Genomic DNA, 14834 nt, shown 5'->3' with positions numbered 1-14834 from the left:
CTTGACCACTCTCACCTGAATCACGTCCAAACTCGGCATGAATCCAGAGAAGAGCGACCATCCGACAGCAGACGTAAATTCAGTACCGTCGAGGAGTCATTCCTCCTGCGGAATATTACCCACCTTTTTTCTGCTGGCCGTCAATCTTTCCAGTACCGTCATATAATTGTCGGCGGCGCTGTCGATCGCCGCCGCCATTGCTGGATCGATCGTCTGGTTCGATTGGCGTAAGCAGTTTTCCGTCTGCTCCTTCAGCCATCGTCGATACTCTTCCGGTGTTCTCGTGCTCATAGCCGCCCTCATTCTGCCGTCGATATTTGAGATCGGGCCGATGGCGACCCGGGAGCGGAGCCAGCCATCCGGAATGCCATGGGAAAGGCTTCGTTGCGTAGGGCGTCGAGCGCTGCTCTCTCCTCGGAGAGCCGTCGTTCTACGAATTGCCGCTCTGTCTCAGTCAACTGAGTCTCCAGCAAGCGGCGGTAGCGGCGGATATTGTTAACGGTGGAGCGGATACTGGCTAGTTTGTCGTCAATCATCATCGTCACCTTAGACGGTCGCTAGAGTCCTTTACGGATTGGAGTTCGGGCGCTGCCCGACCGCGAAAATAGTGAAACAGATTTCCGCGTTCAAGAGGATTGCTCATCGCATCTGCGCCTCTCTTCGGCTGTTGAAGTCTTTAAAGTTAAAAATTTCGCTAATGCGAAAGACCACCCCGCGCCAATTCCACCGAAATTCTTCGCCAAAAATTTTGTCTCGACTCTTGAAACTTTTTTTGGGCTTACCGATTTTTTTGCCGTCGCCGAGAGGCGATCTGGGTGCCTCGATCAGGGCCCAGTGATGAGACGGGCGCCGGCGGGTGTCCGGTGCCGGCTCGTACCCAACTTGCTCTAAGGAGCATTTGGCTATGAGGTATGATTGGAGTCCCCTGTGGCGGTCGACGATCGGATTTGACCACCTGTTCGATGTCTTCGACGAGGCTCAGCGGACCACCGAAGACAACTACCCCCATTACAATATCGAGCGTCTGGACGAGAACCGCTTCCAGATTTCCGTGGCGTTAGCGGGTTTCAGCCCGGACGAGATCTCGCTGACCGCCGAGCAGAATGTCCTAACCTTGGAGGGTCGCAAGACTGAGAAGGACGGCGACAGGCTCTATCTGTTTCGCGGGATTTCGACACGGTCCTTCAAGCGCCAGTTCACGCTTGCCGACCATGTCGAGGTGAAGTCCGCCCAGTTCAGGGACGGACTGCTCGTGATCGACCTAGTGCGGGAAGTGCCGGAAGCGATGAAGCCTAGGCAGATCGCCATCAATGGCGCGCTTCCGAAGTCACCGGAGCAGATCGAAGTGAAAGCAGCTTGAGGAGCGAGGCTGCCGCCACGGGCGGCAGCCTCCCCTAGTGCATCAACTCGTCAACAATGGAGGCAACCATGCGGCCGACGACCGCACCTGCTGGACTTCGTCCAGACCATAACTTGATCGACATCAATGCCCTTCTTCACCCGGAACGGGTTTTCAACCACCCGCGCGACGTCGTGAGAAGCCGCGATCTCACTCTGGGTGAGAAGCGCGCCATTCTTGCATCGTGGGCCTCGGACGCCGCAACTGTCGCGTCATGTCCCGGGCTTCTCGCACCCGCCGGGTTGAGCGCGCCTGTGCGTTGCGCCGGAGCATCGTCAGCGTCAACGCACGAACGAAGTCGATCGGTTGCCCGTTTCCTTATGATAGGCAGTTGAAGCGGGATCGACGCGCTGAGGGTATCAGCCCAACGGCGCGGCCCTGAGACGCCGGGCCGCACTATGACGAGCTAGACGTTCTAAGCGTATCATTGTCGGTCAGCAATTCAGTGGAGGATTCCAATGAATAGTCTGTTTCGCATAGTCGCCTTCACAGCGATTCTTCCCCCTCTCAGCTTACGGGCAACCCGCCCCCCGCAACAAGATTGCAATGAAGAGAACATGTCAAAAGCCAGCGCCGCGATGGACACAATGCCGGGCGGTGAAAAGAAGGCAACTGCTGTCAAAGAACTGGATTTGGCAAAAGAAATGATGGCCAAGAAAGACATTTCTCAATGCAAGACCCATCTCAATAACGCATTGAAGATTGAAGTAGAGAAATGAGAAGCTGACGGGTCGCAAAAGCCGCGCCTCGGTTAAGGCGCGCTGCGCGCGCGATTGCTTAAGGAGTCGAGTTCACATCATCGGCAGCAATGGTTAGCCACTTTGTTGGTTCTTTTGCATCGGACAACTTTATCCGCGCCACCGCTTCGATCATTCGACGGTGTTTCAGAAACAAACCCGTCGCTCGGTCTAGTTGGGTGTTAATGGGGCAGGTCCCCTCCAATGCAGCAAGAGCCGCTAACGAGACGCGGCATCTTTGGGGTAGTCTGCCGGAGACGTCTACGAGGAAGTGAACGTATCGTTCGCTTGCAACGACCATATTTATCACCTGCCTCCTAAACTCGGTGATGATACGGCTGTTCCTGGGGTAACTTGCCTAGGGTGCTCATAAATAAAAAGCCAGTCTCGCGAAAGGCTTGAGTGCGCCGCCGTAGCCGTCACCGACTCCGTAGTGGGATGCGATGTTGGACGGCACAGGCGAGCAAGGCATAGAAGTGCGGTCACGAAGATGATGCGGAACGTTTAGCTTCATTAGTGATTATGGAGTTGCGTTCGATCGTTGGGTAACCGCTGAGTTGGTGATGCTCTCGGCGGTCTCGACTACTCTCCCCTGGTCAGCACAACTGGCCGGGGATTTTTTTGGGAACTCTTTTTACGGATATGCGTTTTCAGGCCGCCGCTCCCCGCTAGGCGGCATCGTGGCCAGATCTTTGTGGTCACCACTCCGTCTCATTCAATCTAATCGAAAAGTTCAATGCCAAATCAGAGTGACGGCACTAAACCTCCTCCGTCCGGGAAAGCGATCGATAGGTCATCGATTGCAGACGATGTGCTAGAGGAAGCCCGACGATTGCCGCCCGGGCCCGAGCGCTCCGAAGCGCTGAAACGTGCTGGAAAGTTGCGCAACAGTGCCAACGATTACAGAATTGTATTTCCTCCCAGGGGCCGGCCTAAGAAGTGAGGTCGCACCGAGTGGTCGGGCCCTTTTTTGGGAACGGGTGGACAAGCTTTCCGTTTAGCGGCTGAACCGATCGTTGCGCCGCGAGGGGCAACGGTGGGAGTCCGATCGAACGATGCCTCCTAAAGCCGGACCGGTCGAGCTCCTTCATTTCCGCACGGATGTTGAGCAGCACACTCAGGAGGCAGTCCATGGACGAGGATTCAAACAATGTCGTTGGCAAAGTAGGTGAAGTCGCGAGCAACCTTGCTAAGGATCCGATGAAAAGCGGCAGCGAATACTATCGCGAAGGAAGTCGCGCGATCGCATCAACCGTGCAGGAGCAACCGCTCGGTTCATTGGTTGTTGCAGGCGTGGTTGGTTTCATATTGGCGTTGATACTCAATAGATAACCGAGGCCGAGCATGGCATGGCCCCGCCGACTGTGATTGTCGTCACCCCTCGGCCGGGCCGTTGCTGCTTCTTAACACCACTGTTCCAGACGTTAGCCATAGTCGGTCTCTCCGGGTCGGCTGATGTTGATGGGGTAGCGTCAGCTGGCTCAGCTACGGATATTGGCCTTCGACGATGGCGCGCTGACGCGTGATCCGACCTTTTGTTTTCGCAGTTCGCGGAAGTCTTCTTCAAGAGCTCCCTGAAGACGCATTCGCGGCTGCAGCCCGGGTACTGGCGCGCATGCTGTCGTCGATCGATACGCCCACTTAAGCGCCGCTGGTGGAGACAAAAAAATGCGAAGAGAGTTCGGCGTTGAATACTTCCTCGACACGGAGATGACGCCCGCAACGCGTAGATGGTCGCCGCTACCGACCTGCTCACTGTTTCGTCGTAGCTTTCAGCCTTTTGTGTATCGTTTACTACGTCGCGATCGGGCACTTGAGGCCACTCGTTCACATTTTTATCTGAGGACTTACTTGTTACCGCGGGACGCGGTAGAGCTAGTGGATGCAAAATCAGCCGAAAACGACCGATCTCCTGTTAGGCGTTGCTTTCGGATCTGGACGTGGCTTGATGGATGCGCCTTCGCCAGAGTCTTCGCTTGGAAGCGGCAACATCAACAAGGCCGAACTACTTATTGACTGGCTTTTAGGTGCGTGCATCGCCTTCGCTTGCAGCGTGTTTCTATTTCCAGACGCGTTCGGCAGTTAGGCGATCACTCTTGCTCGCGCGCTCCAGCCCCCCCCCCTTTGACCGCAGGGCGGTATCGTCCCCAGATTCCGTCATTGCCAATGAGAACGACCCAACGGCCTGATGCGTCGCGGCCAGTGATGATGCCGACGTGGACAATGGCACCGACACCGGCTGCGTTCGTGCCGATATAGGTCCATTGGGGAGCCAGCCGGAGCGACCGATCATGCAGGCTGACCACTTATCCTCTTCGCGCCGAGCCTCATCTTCATTGAGACGCTCTGCGATATCTTCGGCGGAAGTGGAATTCTCGGTTTCCGCAATTGGAGTGCCGTCCTGCTTTTTTATTGTCTCACCCTCTGCGTGGACCGGGAAATCGTCAGGCTTCAATGGCTTTTGTTTTGAAGTTGACATCTCGCATCCTCCCTTCGCGCGACAGCATAGCATATTCCGGAGGCGAGATGCCGAGAACGGCCAGATTAACGCGGCCTTTGAAACGGGCCACCGCTATACGTTGCTATGACCCTGAACTAAGAGCGCTTGGTCTTCTCGTCGATGGCCTATCGAACGCCGGATGGCGGAGGCGGAATTCTTGCCGGAAACCAGCGATGAGCCCATCGCACGGAGTGCCAGCCGGGTCGCTTGCGCGACAGCGGCGGCGTTTTCAAACCTTTTCCATCGATATCAAGTTTAACTTCCCGATGCAGCCCGCCCGCAAGAAATTGCGACCGACGCCGGCATCCGCATGCCTTCGACGAGGAATTCCAGGAGCGGCTGAACGAGCGACTTCTCGGCAGTGTCATCTCCAACGACGACGATTTCAGTCATGGGCAGGGGTGGCCAGTGCTCCGGCACATCGAGGATCTGCATGCCATCCTGAATGAACGAACGGCCAAGCAGCGTGATGCCGAGCCCGCCGGCAACGGCCGCCTGAACACCCATAAGGCTGCTGACCGTGCAAGCTGTCACCCATTTCTGCCGCGCGGTGTCGAGTGTCGTGAACATGAGCTCGCGGTAAGTGCAGGGCGGCTGCAGCAGCACCAGCGGCAGCGGCCGGTCGAGATCGAGCTTGAAGTCGGAGGCTGCGAACCACGCCATGGGTTCTCGCCAGATAACGCGGCCTCGCTCTTTGAACTCGCGCGTCGCGATGACGATGTCCAAATTCCCGGCTTCGAATTCGCGCAGCAGGCTGTGCGTGAGACTTGTGTTGACGTCGAGCTGGATGCCCGGATGCAATCGAAGAAAGCGTGCAAGCAGCTTTGAGAGTTGAAGCGGGACAAAATCCTCGCAAATTCCCACGCGCAATCGGCCCGTTGTCTGCGGTGTCTGAAGCGAGCGAATGACATCGTCATTCAGGTCGAGCAGGCGGCGAGCTCCAATCAGCAATTGTCCTCCCGTTCCGGTCAATGTCAGCGACCGGCTGTCCCGGTCAAAAAGTGGATATCCGACAAGCTCTTCGAGCCTTCGAATCTTCTGACTCACGGCTGATTGCGTGCGGCCGACGGTGTCCGCTGCCGCGGTGAAGCTTCCCGCATCGGCGACAGCAACGAAAGCACGCAGCAAATCTAGATCAAGGTCGCGCACACGGCATCCATTAGGTTTGTTACTGGGCCCATTCAAACTATGCGTTTCTCTTGCCGCCGCTAAGCAGCGATAGATCGGGCAAGCGTAATGCAGTCGCCCGCGGCTGGCAAATCATTGAGCGTCATTCGCGGGCAGGCTGATCGTCGGGACATTCGTCGCGTGCATCTCCAGAAGAACAATCGCGAAGCTGAGTGATGGACGTCCGCTGGAGATGAAGAGACTCGGGAGTTGCTTGCTATGAAGGCTGTTGGTTATCGGGCAGCAGGTCCCATCTCAGCGGAAGACTCGCTTGTCGATCTTGAGGTGCCGGTTTCAGTGCCAGGCCCGCGCGATCTGCGGGTTGCAGTCAAGGCGATCTCGGTCAATCCAGCGGATGTGCAAATACGGGCGCGCGTGTCTCCGCCGAAAGGTGAGGTCCGGATTCTCGGTTTTGATGCTGCGGGCGTTGTCGATGCGGTCGGCTCGGAGGTTACGCTCTTCAAGCCAGGGGACGAGGTATTCTATGCCGGCGCGATGAACCGGCCGGGCACCAACAGCGAGCTTCACCTCGTTGACGAGCGCGTCGTTGGCCGGAAGCCGAAGACATTGAGTTTCAGCGAGGCGGCGGCGATGCCGCTGACATCGATTACGGCGTGGGAGCTGCTGTTCGAGCGCCTTGCTGTTCCATACGGCGTGAAATCCCAGACCGGCGTGCTCCTGATCATCAACGGCGCGGGCGGCGTCGGATCGATGCTGACACAGTTGGCGCGGCGGCTGACCGGGCTGACGATCATCGCAACCGCGTCCCGTCCGGAAACCGAGGCATGGTGCTGCAATATGGGGGCGCATCATGTCATCAATCACCATCATCCGCTTGATCAGGAACTGAAGAGGATCGGTATCGATCAGGTGGAATGCGTTGCGGGGCTAACGGCGACCGACAAGCATTTGCCGGCCATCGTGGAAGCCATTGCGCCGCACGGCCGGCTGGCGTTGATCGACGACCCGCATGTTTTCGATATCGTGAGTCTCAAACGCAAGTGCGTCTCCGTTCATTGGGAGCTGATGTTCACGCACACGTTGTACCAGACGCCCGACATGATCACGCAGCATCGATTGCTGAACGAGGTCGCGGCTCTCGTTGACGCGGGACTTCTGCGAACGACGCTCACGGAAGATTCCGGCACCATCAATGCGCTCAACCTCAAGCGCGTTCACGCCGCGATCGAACGCGGGCGAAGCATCGGCAAGACGGTCTTATCGGGGTTTTGAACCAAAGCTCCGGCCGAAGCCGGTCATATCCATCCATCTTCCGTGTTCTCTCAAGGAAACATCAAATGCGCTTTCATATCGTTGCTCTTGCGTTGCTGCTCTCAGGCTGGTCAGTCTTGAACGTGCCGGCGATGGCACAGGACCGCCCGGCACCCTCGCTGTCGGGGGCGCCTGCCGTTACCGACGCGCCGGGCAGCGGCATTCAGCCCGGCGTCAGCGGGCATTCCACCACCATGCCGGTGCTCTATCAGCTTGACCAACAGCCGATCGAGCAGGTCTCTCCGTTGGTGCAACGTCAGTACCTGTCGGGCGCGCAATCGACATTCGTGAAGTGGACCGTAAAGAAGGGCGGCGTTTTCCCGCTGCACCATCACGCCAACGAACAGATCACCTGGATTACCGAAGGGCGGTGCGAGGTCAGTTCGCAAGGCAAGAAGTTCATCATGACCGCGGGGACGATTCTGATCATTCCGCCAAACACGCCGCACGAATTTGTCTGCACGGAAGATGCCATCGACATCGATTTCTTCGCTCCGCAGCGACAGGACTGGATCGACGGCGCACCTTCGATTGCCACGACGGCAAAGTGAACCAGCGTACGATCAACACAGCCAGATTTGAGTTCCAATACCACTGAGCCTCATGCGGGAGTTCATGCAATGCCCAGCCAGTCCCTCGTTCAAAGCAAGCAACAACTGACATATGCGGCGGCCGCGATTGCGATTGAAGCTGCGGTCGCGAAATCGAGAGCGATTGATGCTCCGGAGTGTATCGCCGTTGTCGATGCCGGCGGCAATCTGCTGGCATTCGCGCGGGTTGAAGGCGCGGCTGTGCTCGCCCGCGATCCGGCCATCGCCAAGGCCGCGACCAGCGCATCGATCGGTGCGCCGACCGGCGGAATTCCGTTCGAGTTCGGGGCGAACTTAGGCTTTGCCAGCCACGGCGGCATCGCGAATCTCGGCGGAGGTTTCCCAATTATCTTTCGCGGCGAACTGCTGGGGGCGATTGGCGTTGGATCGGGAACAACCGAACAGGATGTCGCGGTCGCGGAAGCGGGGCGCGATGCGCTGCTGGCGGCGCTCGCCACGTCTGCGTGATGTTCGCGTCGGGGTGCGTTGAAGGATCCGGAATTCGATTGATGACTTTATACAAAACAGCAGCGGTCGCTTGTCTCACCGTTCTCGTCGGTTCAGCAACGGTGGCACTGACGCGAAACCAAGGAGACAATGCTATGGCCTCGAAAGCATCCGGCTCCTCGAAGCACCTCGCCAGTGATCGTCCGATCGGGGCAATCGAGCCTGTGTTCGAGTTCCATGATGCCATGCCGACCGGCGTGTCCGTCGCTGCCGACGGGCGTATCTTCATCAATTTCCCACGGTGGGGCGATGATGTCCCGTTCACCGTCGGCGAAATCCGCAAGGGCGAAGTCGTTGCCTATCCCGACGCGGCGATCAATACATTCGACCCCAAGCGGCCTGGCGAGACGCTGGGCAGTGTGCAGAGCGTGGTGGTTGATCCAGCCAACCGGCTGTGGATTCTCGACACGGCGGCGCCGGGCTTTTCGAGCCCCATCGCGGGCGGGGCCAAGCTGGTCGCGGTGGATCTGAAGACAGACAAAGTGGTGAAGACCATTGTGCTGTCCTCATCAACCGTTTTGTCGACGACCTATATCAACGACGTGCGCTTCGATCTGCGTCAGGGCAAAGCGGGAGTTGCCTTCATCACTGACTCTTCGATCAGCGGCCCAGGCGGCATCATCGTTGTCGATCTCGACAGCGGTGAAAGCTGGAGGAAACTCACAGGCCACAAGTCGACCTCGCCCGACCCCGCTTTTATCCCTGTCGTGGAAGGGGAGCGGCTCGCGGTACGTGAAAAGGGCAGGCCTCCCGCGCCATTCAATGTCGCTTCCGACGGCATCGCCATTTCCGCGGACGGGGCGACGCTTTATTACTGCCCGCTATCCAGCCGGCATTTGTATTCGGTCCCGACCGCACTTCTTCTCGATCGGTCTGCGACGGATGCGGCCGTTGCGGAGGCCGTCGTCGATCTCGGCGAGAAGGGCGCATCCGATGGCCTCGAGGCCGATGACAAGGGCCGCATCTATGCGGGCGATTACGAGCGCAACAGCGTCCGTCAGCGTCAGACGGACGGCGAGTGGAAGACCATCGCCCACGATCCGAGAATCCTTTGGCCCGACACGCTGTCGGTTGCCTCGGATGGCTATCTATACTTCACCGCCAACCAGCTTCATCGGCAGGCACAATTCCACGAAGGGAAGGACCTGCGGGAGAAACCCTATACGCTCTTCCGCGTCAAGATCGATGCAGGTCCGGTCCTGCTGCGGTAATCAAGGTGCATCGATGCAGGCGAGATGCGTGATGCGTCACTTGTTGCTTGCCTTTGTTCCGGCGCTTGTTCTGGCGACTTCATCTGCGATGGCGGCACCCATGGATCAGCTTGTCCCGGAGTTTGCATCGAACACGCTGATCATGAACGGCGTGACGACGACGCCTGATGGGCGGCGTTTCGTTGTCGTCCAACCGCAAAAGCCGGGTCAACTCGAGATCGCCGAAATCACCTCTGGATCGGCGAAGCCTTATCCGGATGTGGAGTGGAATAACTGGCTCCCTAGTGAGGACGGACGTGCGGCGTTCGTCGGTGCGAATTCCCTGCGTGTCGGTCCGGATGGTGCGCTGTGGGTTGTCGATCGCGGAGCTCCTGGGATCGGCGCACCGTTGGCCGAAGGCGGTCCGAAACTCGTCCGCATCGATCTCGCCGCCAATCGAGTGAGTAGGGTTTACGATCTGGCCTCCGTTGCGCAAGGCGAGAGCTTCGTCGACGACGTGCGCTTCAATGGCGACATGGCCTACCTGACCGACGCAGGCCGCCCCGCGCTGATCGTGCTTGATCTGGTGACAGGCAAGGCCCGCCGCGTGCTGGAGAATCATCCCTCGACGGTCGCCGCGCGACCGCTGATGGCGGAAGGCCGGCAGCTCCGCGACCCGCACGGCCATCCCGTAGTTGTTCACGCCGATCAACTGGAAGTCTCCAATGACGGGCGCTGGTTATTCTACCAGCCGTGCTCCGGTCCGATGTTTCGCATTGAAACGCGCTTCCTTGACGATCCGTCTCTTGATGCGGCGGCACTTTCCGGTCATGTGGCGCCTTTTGCCGACACGCCTTCGACCGGAGGAACCGCCATCGATCTCGCTGGGACAATCTATGTCAGCGATACCGATCATTCGCGTGTGTTGAAGATCTCTCCCGCTGGCGAGATATCGACGCTAGTGGACGATCCTCGTCTCGCGTGGATCGACGCCATGTGGATCGACGATGACGGCAAGTTGTGGATGCCGGCCGCGCAGCTCAATCGGACGGCGGGTCTCAACGAAGGGAAAGACGCCGTCGATTGGCCGGTGACCGTCTATTCAATTGCAATCGGGGCGAAGCCGGTACGGCGATAGTGCTGCTGCAGCCTCGGAAATTTTGACTTGGGGACATGATGAAGATCGCAGATACGGCGGCTGGTGCAGGCGCTGATCGGGGAAGCCGGCCTCTCGCAGTCACTGCCGCACTAGTGTCTGCGGTGTTCTTCGGCGTCAATGCCGTCGCCTCAAAAATTCTCTATGCGCCGCAGGCTGCCGCAGGGTTCGATGCGGTCAGTCTTTTCGTTGCACGCGGGACATGGTCGTTACCGCTGTTCCTGTTGCTCGCTGTTGTCACCAAACCGCGACAGCTTCCGCCACTGACGACAAAGAGCGCTGCACTGTTTCTATTTTGCGGCATCGCCTATGGTCCCGGCACCAACGCGCTGTCTGCGCTCGGCGCGCACCGCACCAGCGCCGCCCATGCTGTGCTGCTGCTCAGCCTGTTTCCGCCTCTGGCTGCGGGGCTCGCGGCCGTATTCCTGCGCGAGCGGCTTTCGGTGCTGAAGATGGTCGCCATCGCTATCGGTGTGATGGGGGCCGCAACGCTGACGCTGTCCAAATCATCCGGCGGCGCGACCATGACCGGCGACCTGCTGATCGCTGCTTTCATTCTCACGTGGGCGATCCTGACACTCGGGATACGTCAGCTTGATAAAACCTATCCAGCGCTGTTCGTTGTTGGTGTGTTCGGCACCATCGGATGTATCGCGCTCGGTGCAATCGGCGTAGCCATGGGACGCTTCGATTCCGTTCTCATCCCGCTGCGGCATTTCGATCTGGAAACCGTGCTGTGGTTCGACCTCGAACTGGTGTTGTTGCTGTCGCTCGGCGGCCAATTGCTACAGGGTGTTGCGCTGCGCTCACTCAATGTCGCTCTTGTGGTGGCATTGACGTCCTACGGCTCGATTTTCTTCGGGCTCGCGGCCTCGCTCGCGATTCTCGGTGAGCGCTTGACGGTGCAGGACATTGTCGCCGGCGCGTTCCTGGGCACAGCTCTCGGCCTTTCGCTGGTGCCCGAGCACTGGCTCTCGAAAATCGCACGGCTGTTTCATCCTCTCCAGACGAGAGGCAATCTCTGAGCGCAAACTGACCGAGTCGACGGGGAAGTCTAGTTGTGAATAACCCCGCCCGTGCTGAGGGAAATTTCGTTGATGAAGCGACTTTGAAGGATGCGGGTCGATGTCGAACCTAAAAGGGTAAAGCACCTATCTCAAGAGTGCGATTGAACCGTAACGAAAAATTCCGACTACGGTCGCGGATTAGTATCAGAAAGTGATTGCGATAATTTCGAGAAACATGCGAGCAGCTGTCCTGCACGATCACGGCTCTCCGTTTACGATCAGTGCGGTTCAGCGTCCAGATCCTCAGCATGGGCAGGTGCTTGTCAGGATTAAGGCGAGCGCGGTCAATCCGCTCGACCTGAAAATACGCAAGGGACAGGCCGCACATGCTCGCCATCCGCTTCCGGCCATTCTCGGAATCGACCTTGCCGGCATTGTCGAAAGCGTGGGGGCAGGAGTGACGCGATTCCGTCCTGGCGATGAGGTCTATGGAATGACGGGTGGAGTCGGCGGCCTGCCGGGATCGCTTGCCGAGTTTGTCGCTGCCGATGTTGACCTGCTCGCTTTAAAGCCCGCCGTTCTTTCGATGCGTCAAGCTGCAGCGCTGCCGCTGAGTTTCATTACGGCTTGGGAGGGCCTAGTAGATAGGGCCAGCGTACAAGCCGGTCAAAAGGTCCTGGTTCATGGTGGTGCGGGTGGTGTCGGCCATATGGCCGTTCAACTCGCCCGATATTTCGGGGCTGAGGTTTTTGCGACGGGATCTTCGCGGAGCAGGAGGTATATCGAGGAGCTCGAGGCGACTTTCATCGACTACAGCGATGTGTCGGTTGGCGACTATGTCGGTAAGCACACCGCGGGGAAAGGGTTTGATTTGGTCTATGACACCGCGGGGGGAACTGTCCTCGACGCATCGTTCGATGCGATAGCCCGTTTCGGACATGTCGTTAGCGCACTGGGCTGGGGGACTCATTCGCTTGCGCCATTGTCTTTTCGGGCAGCCAGCTACTCCGGCGTCTTCACGCTGTTGCCGTTGCTGGCCGGTGAGGGGCGCGCTCATCACGGAGATATCTTGCGCAAGGCGACGAAACTGGTTGACCTGGGCAAAATAGTGCCTCGCCTCGATCCGCGTCACTTTACACTCGATGAGATCGAACAAGCGTATGCTGCGATGGAAGTTGGTACTGCGGCTGGCAAAATCGTCATCGATGTTAATCCGGAATAGCTTCATTAGCTGGCCAAGATTTCGACGAGGCAGCCTAGGTCTGATCGCCGACGCTCATGATATCGGTGCGGATCGAGAAGCCGAAAAGGCAATACCGGAATCGACATCAATGCAGTTCTCACCCGTGCCCTTACAACGGCTGGTTTGATGAGGTGATACTGCTGCAAGTGTCTAATGATGGGCTAGAACGCGGTCCCCAAACGGAGCCAAGATGAAAAAGCCAATTACCCTTCAAAGAGCCGCGCAAAATACCACGAGCCGACATTGCGCCAGCCGATGGCTTTACTCTCGTTGGGGACGGTCATTTCTAGACGAAGTACGAAAGCGATGCCGAAGCAAAGGTAGCGGCGGCTGATCTGTTGAGCCGTTACAAGATGCTTAAAGTCGAAATATACGGTGGACTAAAGAAAAAGCGCGCGCGGTTCTCTTGAGGGGTAGTGCGAGGCCGCCGATGCGACCTCGCAAAGTCGCAGCGCATCACTTCTGTCAACGCGGATCGAGTTTTCAGCCGATTCCTTGCCTCGGACTTCTTCGCCGCGATCGGCCGCGGTGACGGAGAGGGACTGCTGGCACCGGTCGCCGAGGACATCGAGTGGATTATCCCGGGCGAGGAGTGGCCGCTGGCCGGAGCACACCGCGGACACACAGGGCTGGCGGATTTGCTTGAGACGGCATCCAAATCGATATAAGCGTCCACGGACCCCCGGGGAGTTCGTAGCGCAAGGAGACCGGGTCCTGGTCGTCGGCTTCGCGAGGGAAAGATCAAAGCCACCAGCAAGACGTTCGAGGACGGCCCGCGCCAGTGCGTATCGACGTATTCCCCGATGTTGGTCAGTCTGCCGTCCCGGACCGCGATAGCGAACACCAGTCGCAGATGGACGCGTCCGGGCCGGCGTAGCGCTGGCGATCTGCGGCTGTCGGTTCGCGATAGAGGGTGGATCAGCCGTGGATTACTGGTTTCGCTCCTCAAGCAACTTATTGGTCGTGGCGTTTACGAAATGGATTCCACGACAAGCCGGACAATCAATCAGTCGATAGCTTCTGTCGGCTTTCAACGTCTCATCGTCGTCGAAGCGCTGTTGGACGTTGAGACCAGTGTTCGGGCAGCGGTAAAGGAAGCTCGGCATAATAAAATCGGAAACGGAGGTGGCGTGCAGGTTCGAAACGAATCCTACTTACCGCACCCTGGCATATTTTGTGCGGCCGACATTGATCGAGATCAGATAGTCGATAGAACAACGTAGCCACCGGCACACCCGATAGTCCTTACTAGCAACCGCGGGGGAAGCCACCTCCGCCAAGGTTGATTTCAACGTGAGTTACCGATTGGCCGTCGTTGGCTGATGCCACCCATCCAGGCGATTTGCTTGCCTATTCCGTACCATCCGCCGAGAACAATCGCGGCCAACGCAGCTACAAGCAGCATCGATCGAGGCGGTTGAGCCATCTGGAAAAGGTCGGCAAGGCGGGGCAGAATGAAAATAGCAACTAATATCAAGAGCACTACGCCTAGGATCGTCCAGAAGACGATCCTGCGCTTATCGAAGAACCTCGTTCCGGCTTCCGCGGATTCCGCAAATGCCAGCGTGAGATTACTCAAGATTAGAGCGCAGAAGGCGGCGCCTCGCGCTTCATCTACGGGAAATGCCCAATGTAGCATCGAGAGATAAATCGAGAGCACTCCGCCCAAAATCACCCCGCCCTGTAGGACACTCAGCAGAAACTCTCGTCTTCCGAATAGCGACAGCTTCCTATCGCGTGGCGGCTGTTTCATGCTGTTTGGCGCGGACGGCTCTGCCTCGAAAACCAAAGCACAAACGGGATCGATTGCGAGCTCTAGCAAGATGATATGGATGGGGTAAAGCAGCGGAGGAGCTCCCAATAGCAGGGGGATTAATGCCAGTCCCGCGATCGGAATATGGGTCGCCGTAATGAAGATCAGGGCCTTACGCAAATTTACAAAAATCCGACGGCCCAGTTCGATGCCCCTGACAATTGAGATGAAACTATCATCGAGCAGGACAATATCGGCGGCCTCTCGAGCGACATCTGTTCCTCTCTTCCCCATAGCAATCCCGACGTTGGCC

General features: G+C 58.0%; 15 protein-coding genes and 3 pseudogenes. 14 read left to right on the top strand and 4 right to left on the bottom strand.

Features of this window, described 5'->3' with window-relative positions; genetic code table 11:
* Positions 1–96 precede the first annotated feature (96 nt).
* On the bottom strand, positions 97–291 hold the full coding sequence (locus ACP0KA_RS09140) for a hypothetical protein (protein ID WP_424628493.1): 195 nt from the start codon (positions 289–291) through the stop codon (positions 97–99).
* Positions 292–904: 613 nt separating this feature from the next.
* Here ACP0KA_RS09140 and ACP0KA_RS09135 point away from each other — a divergent pair.
* From ACP0KA_RS09135 to ACP0KA_RS09115, 5 genes and pseudogenes are all read left to right on the top strand, one after another.
* A complete protein-coding gene (locus ACP0KA_RS09135) occupies positions 905–1360 on the top strand; it encodes an Hsp20 family protein (RefSeq protein WP_424628492.1) in 456 nt (151 codons plus the stop codon).
* A 68-nt stretch (positions 1361–1428) separates the two neighbouring features.
* Positions 1429–1656, top strand: a pseudogene (locus ACP0KA_RS09130) (hypothetical protein); the annotation flags it as partial.
* A gap of 201 nt (positions 1657–1857) precedes the next feature.
* Positions 1858–2118: a hypothetical protein gene (locus ACP0KA_RS09125; protein WP_424628491.1), complete on the top strand. Its 261-nt coding sequence runs from the start codon at positions 1858–1860 to the stop codon at positions 2116–2118.
* A gap of 1149 nt (positions 2119–3267) precedes the next feature.
* Positions 3268–3468, top strand: a complete 201-nt coding sequence (locus ACP0KA_RS09120; RefSeq protein ID WP_424628490.1) for a hypothetical protein — start codon at positions 3268–3270, stop codon at positions 3466–3468.
* Between the two features lie 550 nt (positions 3469–4018).
* The gene (locus ACP0KA_RS09115; RefSeq protein ID WP_424628489.1) at positions 4019–4222 is read left to right on the top strand and encodes a hypothetical protein; all 204 of its coding nucleotides are present in this window, start codon (positions 4019–4021) and stop codon (positions 4220–4222) included.
* Between the two features lie 4 nt (positions 4223–4226).
* Here the strand turns inward: ACP0KA_RS09115 and ACP0KA_RS09110 are convergent, their stop codons facing one another.
* The gene (locus ACP0KA_RS09110; RefSeq protein WP_424628488.1) at positions 4227–4442 is read right to left on the bottom strand and encodes a hypothetical protein; all 216 of its coding nucleotides are present in this window, start codon (positions 4440–4442) and stop codon (positions 4227–4229) included.
* A gap of 309 nt (positions 4443–4751) precedes the next feature.
* Between ACP0KA_RS09110 and ACP0KA_RS09105 the strand changes: the two are divergent.
* A pseudogene (locus ACP0KA_RS09105) lies at positions 4752–4886 on the top strand (AraC family transcriptional regulator); the annotation flags it as partial.
* Positions 4887–4891: 5 nt separating this feature from the next.
* Here the strand turns inward: ACP0KA_RS09105 and ACP0KA_RS09100 are convergent.
* Positions 4892–5785, bottom strand: coding sequence for a LysR substrate-binding domain-containing protein (locus tag ACP0KA_RS09100; RefSeq protein WP_424628487.1), 894 nt, complete (start codon positions 5783–5785; stop codon positions 4892–4894).
* A gap of 237 nt (positions 5786–6022) precedes the next feature.
* Here ACP0KA_RS09100 and ACP0KA_RS09095 point away from each other — a divergent pair, with 237 nt between their 5' ends.
* From ACP0KA_RS09095 to ACP0KA_RS09060, 8 genes and pseudogenes are all read left to right on the top strand, one after another.
* The gene (locus ACP0KA_RS09095) at positions 6023–7036 is read left to right on the top strand and encodes a zinc-binding alcohol dehydrogenase family protein (RefSeq protein WP_424628486.1); all 1014 of its coding nucleotides are present in this window, start codon (positions 6023–6025) and stop codon (positions 7034–7036) included.
* A gap of 65 nt (positions 7037–7101) precedes the next feature.
* Positions 7102–7626: a cupin domain-containing protein gene (locus ACP0KA_RS09090; RefSeq protein ID WP_424628485.1), complete on the top strand. Its 525-nt coding sequence runs from the start codon at positions 7102–7104 to the stop codon at positions 7624–7626.
* A gap of 69 nt (positions 7627–7695) precedes the next feature.
* Entirely contained in the window at positions 7696–8133 is a 438-nt protein-coding gene (locus ACP0KA_RS09085; RefSeq protein ID WP_424628484.1) for a GlcG/HbpS family heme-binding protein, read from the top strand.
* Positions 8134–8267: 134 nt separating this feature from the next.
* Positions 8268–9383 (top strand): L-dopachrome tautomerase-related protein, encoded by a 1116-nt coding sequence (locus ACP0KA_RS09080; protein WP_424628483.1) that lies wholly within the window; start codon positions 8268–8270, stop codon positions 9381–9383.
* Between the two features lie 31 nt (positions 9384–9414).
* Entirely contained in the window at positions 9415–10500 is a 1086-nt protein-coding gene (locus ACP0KA_RS09075) for an L-dopachrome tautomerase-related protein (RefSeq protein WP_424628482.1), read from the top strand.
* 35 nt (positions 10501–10535) lie between these two features.
* Positions 10536–11543 (top strand): DMT family transporter, encoded by a 1008-nt coding sequence (locus ACP0KA_RS09070; protein WP_424628481.1) that lies wholly within the window; start codon positions 10536–10538, stop codon positions 11541–11543.
* Positions 11544–11760: 217 nt separating this feature from the next.
* On the top strand, positions 11761–12747 hold the full coding sequence (locus ACP0KA_RS09065; protein ID WP_424628480.1) for a zinc-dependent alcohol dehydrogenase family protein: 987 nt from the start codon (positions 11761–11763) through the stop codon (positions 12745–12747).
* 476 nt (positions 12748–13223) lie between these two features.
* Positions 13224–13538, top strand: a pseudogene (locus tag ACP0KA_RS09060) (nuclear transport factor 2 family protein); the annotation flags it as partial.
* A gap of 518 nt (positions 13539–14056) precedes the next feature.
* Here the strand turns inward: ACP0KA_RS09060 and ACP0KA_RS09055 are convergent.
* Positions 14057–14815, bottom strand: a complete 759-nt coding sequence (locus ACP0KA_RS09055; protein ID WP_424628479.1) for a cation transporting ATPase C-terminal domain-containing protein — start codon at positions 14813–14815, stop codon at positions 14057–14059.
* Between the last annotated feature and the right edge of the window lie 19 nt (positions 14816–14834).

Source organism: Bradyrhizobium sp. SYSU BS000235 (assembly GCF_049747295.1).
Classification (GTDB): domain Bacteria; phylum Pseudomonadota; class Alphaproteobacteria; order Rhizobiales; family Xanthobacteraceae; genus Afipia.
Note: the sequence above shows the minus strand (reverse complement) of the source record. Positions and strands in the feature narration are given on the sequence as shown.

Coding starts and splice junctions, on each gene's coding strand:
- ACP0KA_RS09140 (WP_424628493.1), bottom strand. CDS start 291: ATGAGCACGAGAACACCGGAAGAGTATCGACGATGGCTGAAGGAGCAG.
- ACP0KA_RS09135 (WP_424628492.1), top strand. CDS start 905: ATGAGGTATGATTGGAGTCCCCTGTGGCGGTCGACGATCGGATTTGAC.
- ACP0KA_RS09125 (WP_424628491.1), top strand. CDS start 1,858: ATGAATAGTCTGTTTCGCATAGTCGCCTTCACAGCGATTCTTCCCCCT.
- ACP0KA_RS09120 (WP_424628490.1), top strand. CDS start 3,268: ATGGACGAGGATTCAAACAATGTCGTTGGCAAAGTAGGTGAAGTCGCG.
- ACP0KA_RS09115 (WP_424628489.1), top strand. CDS start 4,019: ATGCAAAATCAGCCGAAAACGACCGATCTCCTGTTAGGCGTTGCTTTC.
- ACP0KA_RS09095 (WP_424628486.1), top strand. CDS start 6,023: ATGAAGGCTGTTGGTTATCGGGCAGCAGGTCCCATCTCAGCGGAAGAC.
- ACP0KA_RS09090 (WP_424628485.1), top strand. CDS start 7,102: ATGCGCTTTCATATCGTTGCTCTTGCGTTGCTGCTCTCAGGCTGGTCA.
- ACP0KA_RS09085 (WP_424628484.1), top strand. CDS start 7,696: ATGCCCAGCCAGTCCCTCGTTCAAAGCAAGCAACAACTGACATATGCG.
- ACP0KA_RS09080 (WP_424628483.1), top strand. CDS start 8,268: ATGGCCTCGAAAGCATCCGGCTCCTCGAAGCACCTCGCCAGTGATCGT.
- ACP0KA_RS09075 (WP_424628482.1), top strand. CDS start 9,415: ATGCGTCACTTGTTGCTTGCCTTTGTTCCGGCGCTTGTTCTGGCGACT.
- ACP0KA_RS09070 (WP_424628481.1), top strand. CDS start 10,536: ATGATGAAGATCGCAGATACGGCGGCTGGTGCAGGCGCTGATCGGGGA.
- ACP0KA_RS09065 (WP_424628480.1), top strand. CDS start 11,761: ATGCGAGCAGCTGTCCTGCACGATCACGGCTCTCCGTTTACGATCAGT.
- ACP0KA_RS09055 (WP_424628479.1), bottom strand. CDS start 14,815: ATGGGGAAGAGAGGAACAGATGTCGCTCGAGAGGCCGCCGATATTGTC.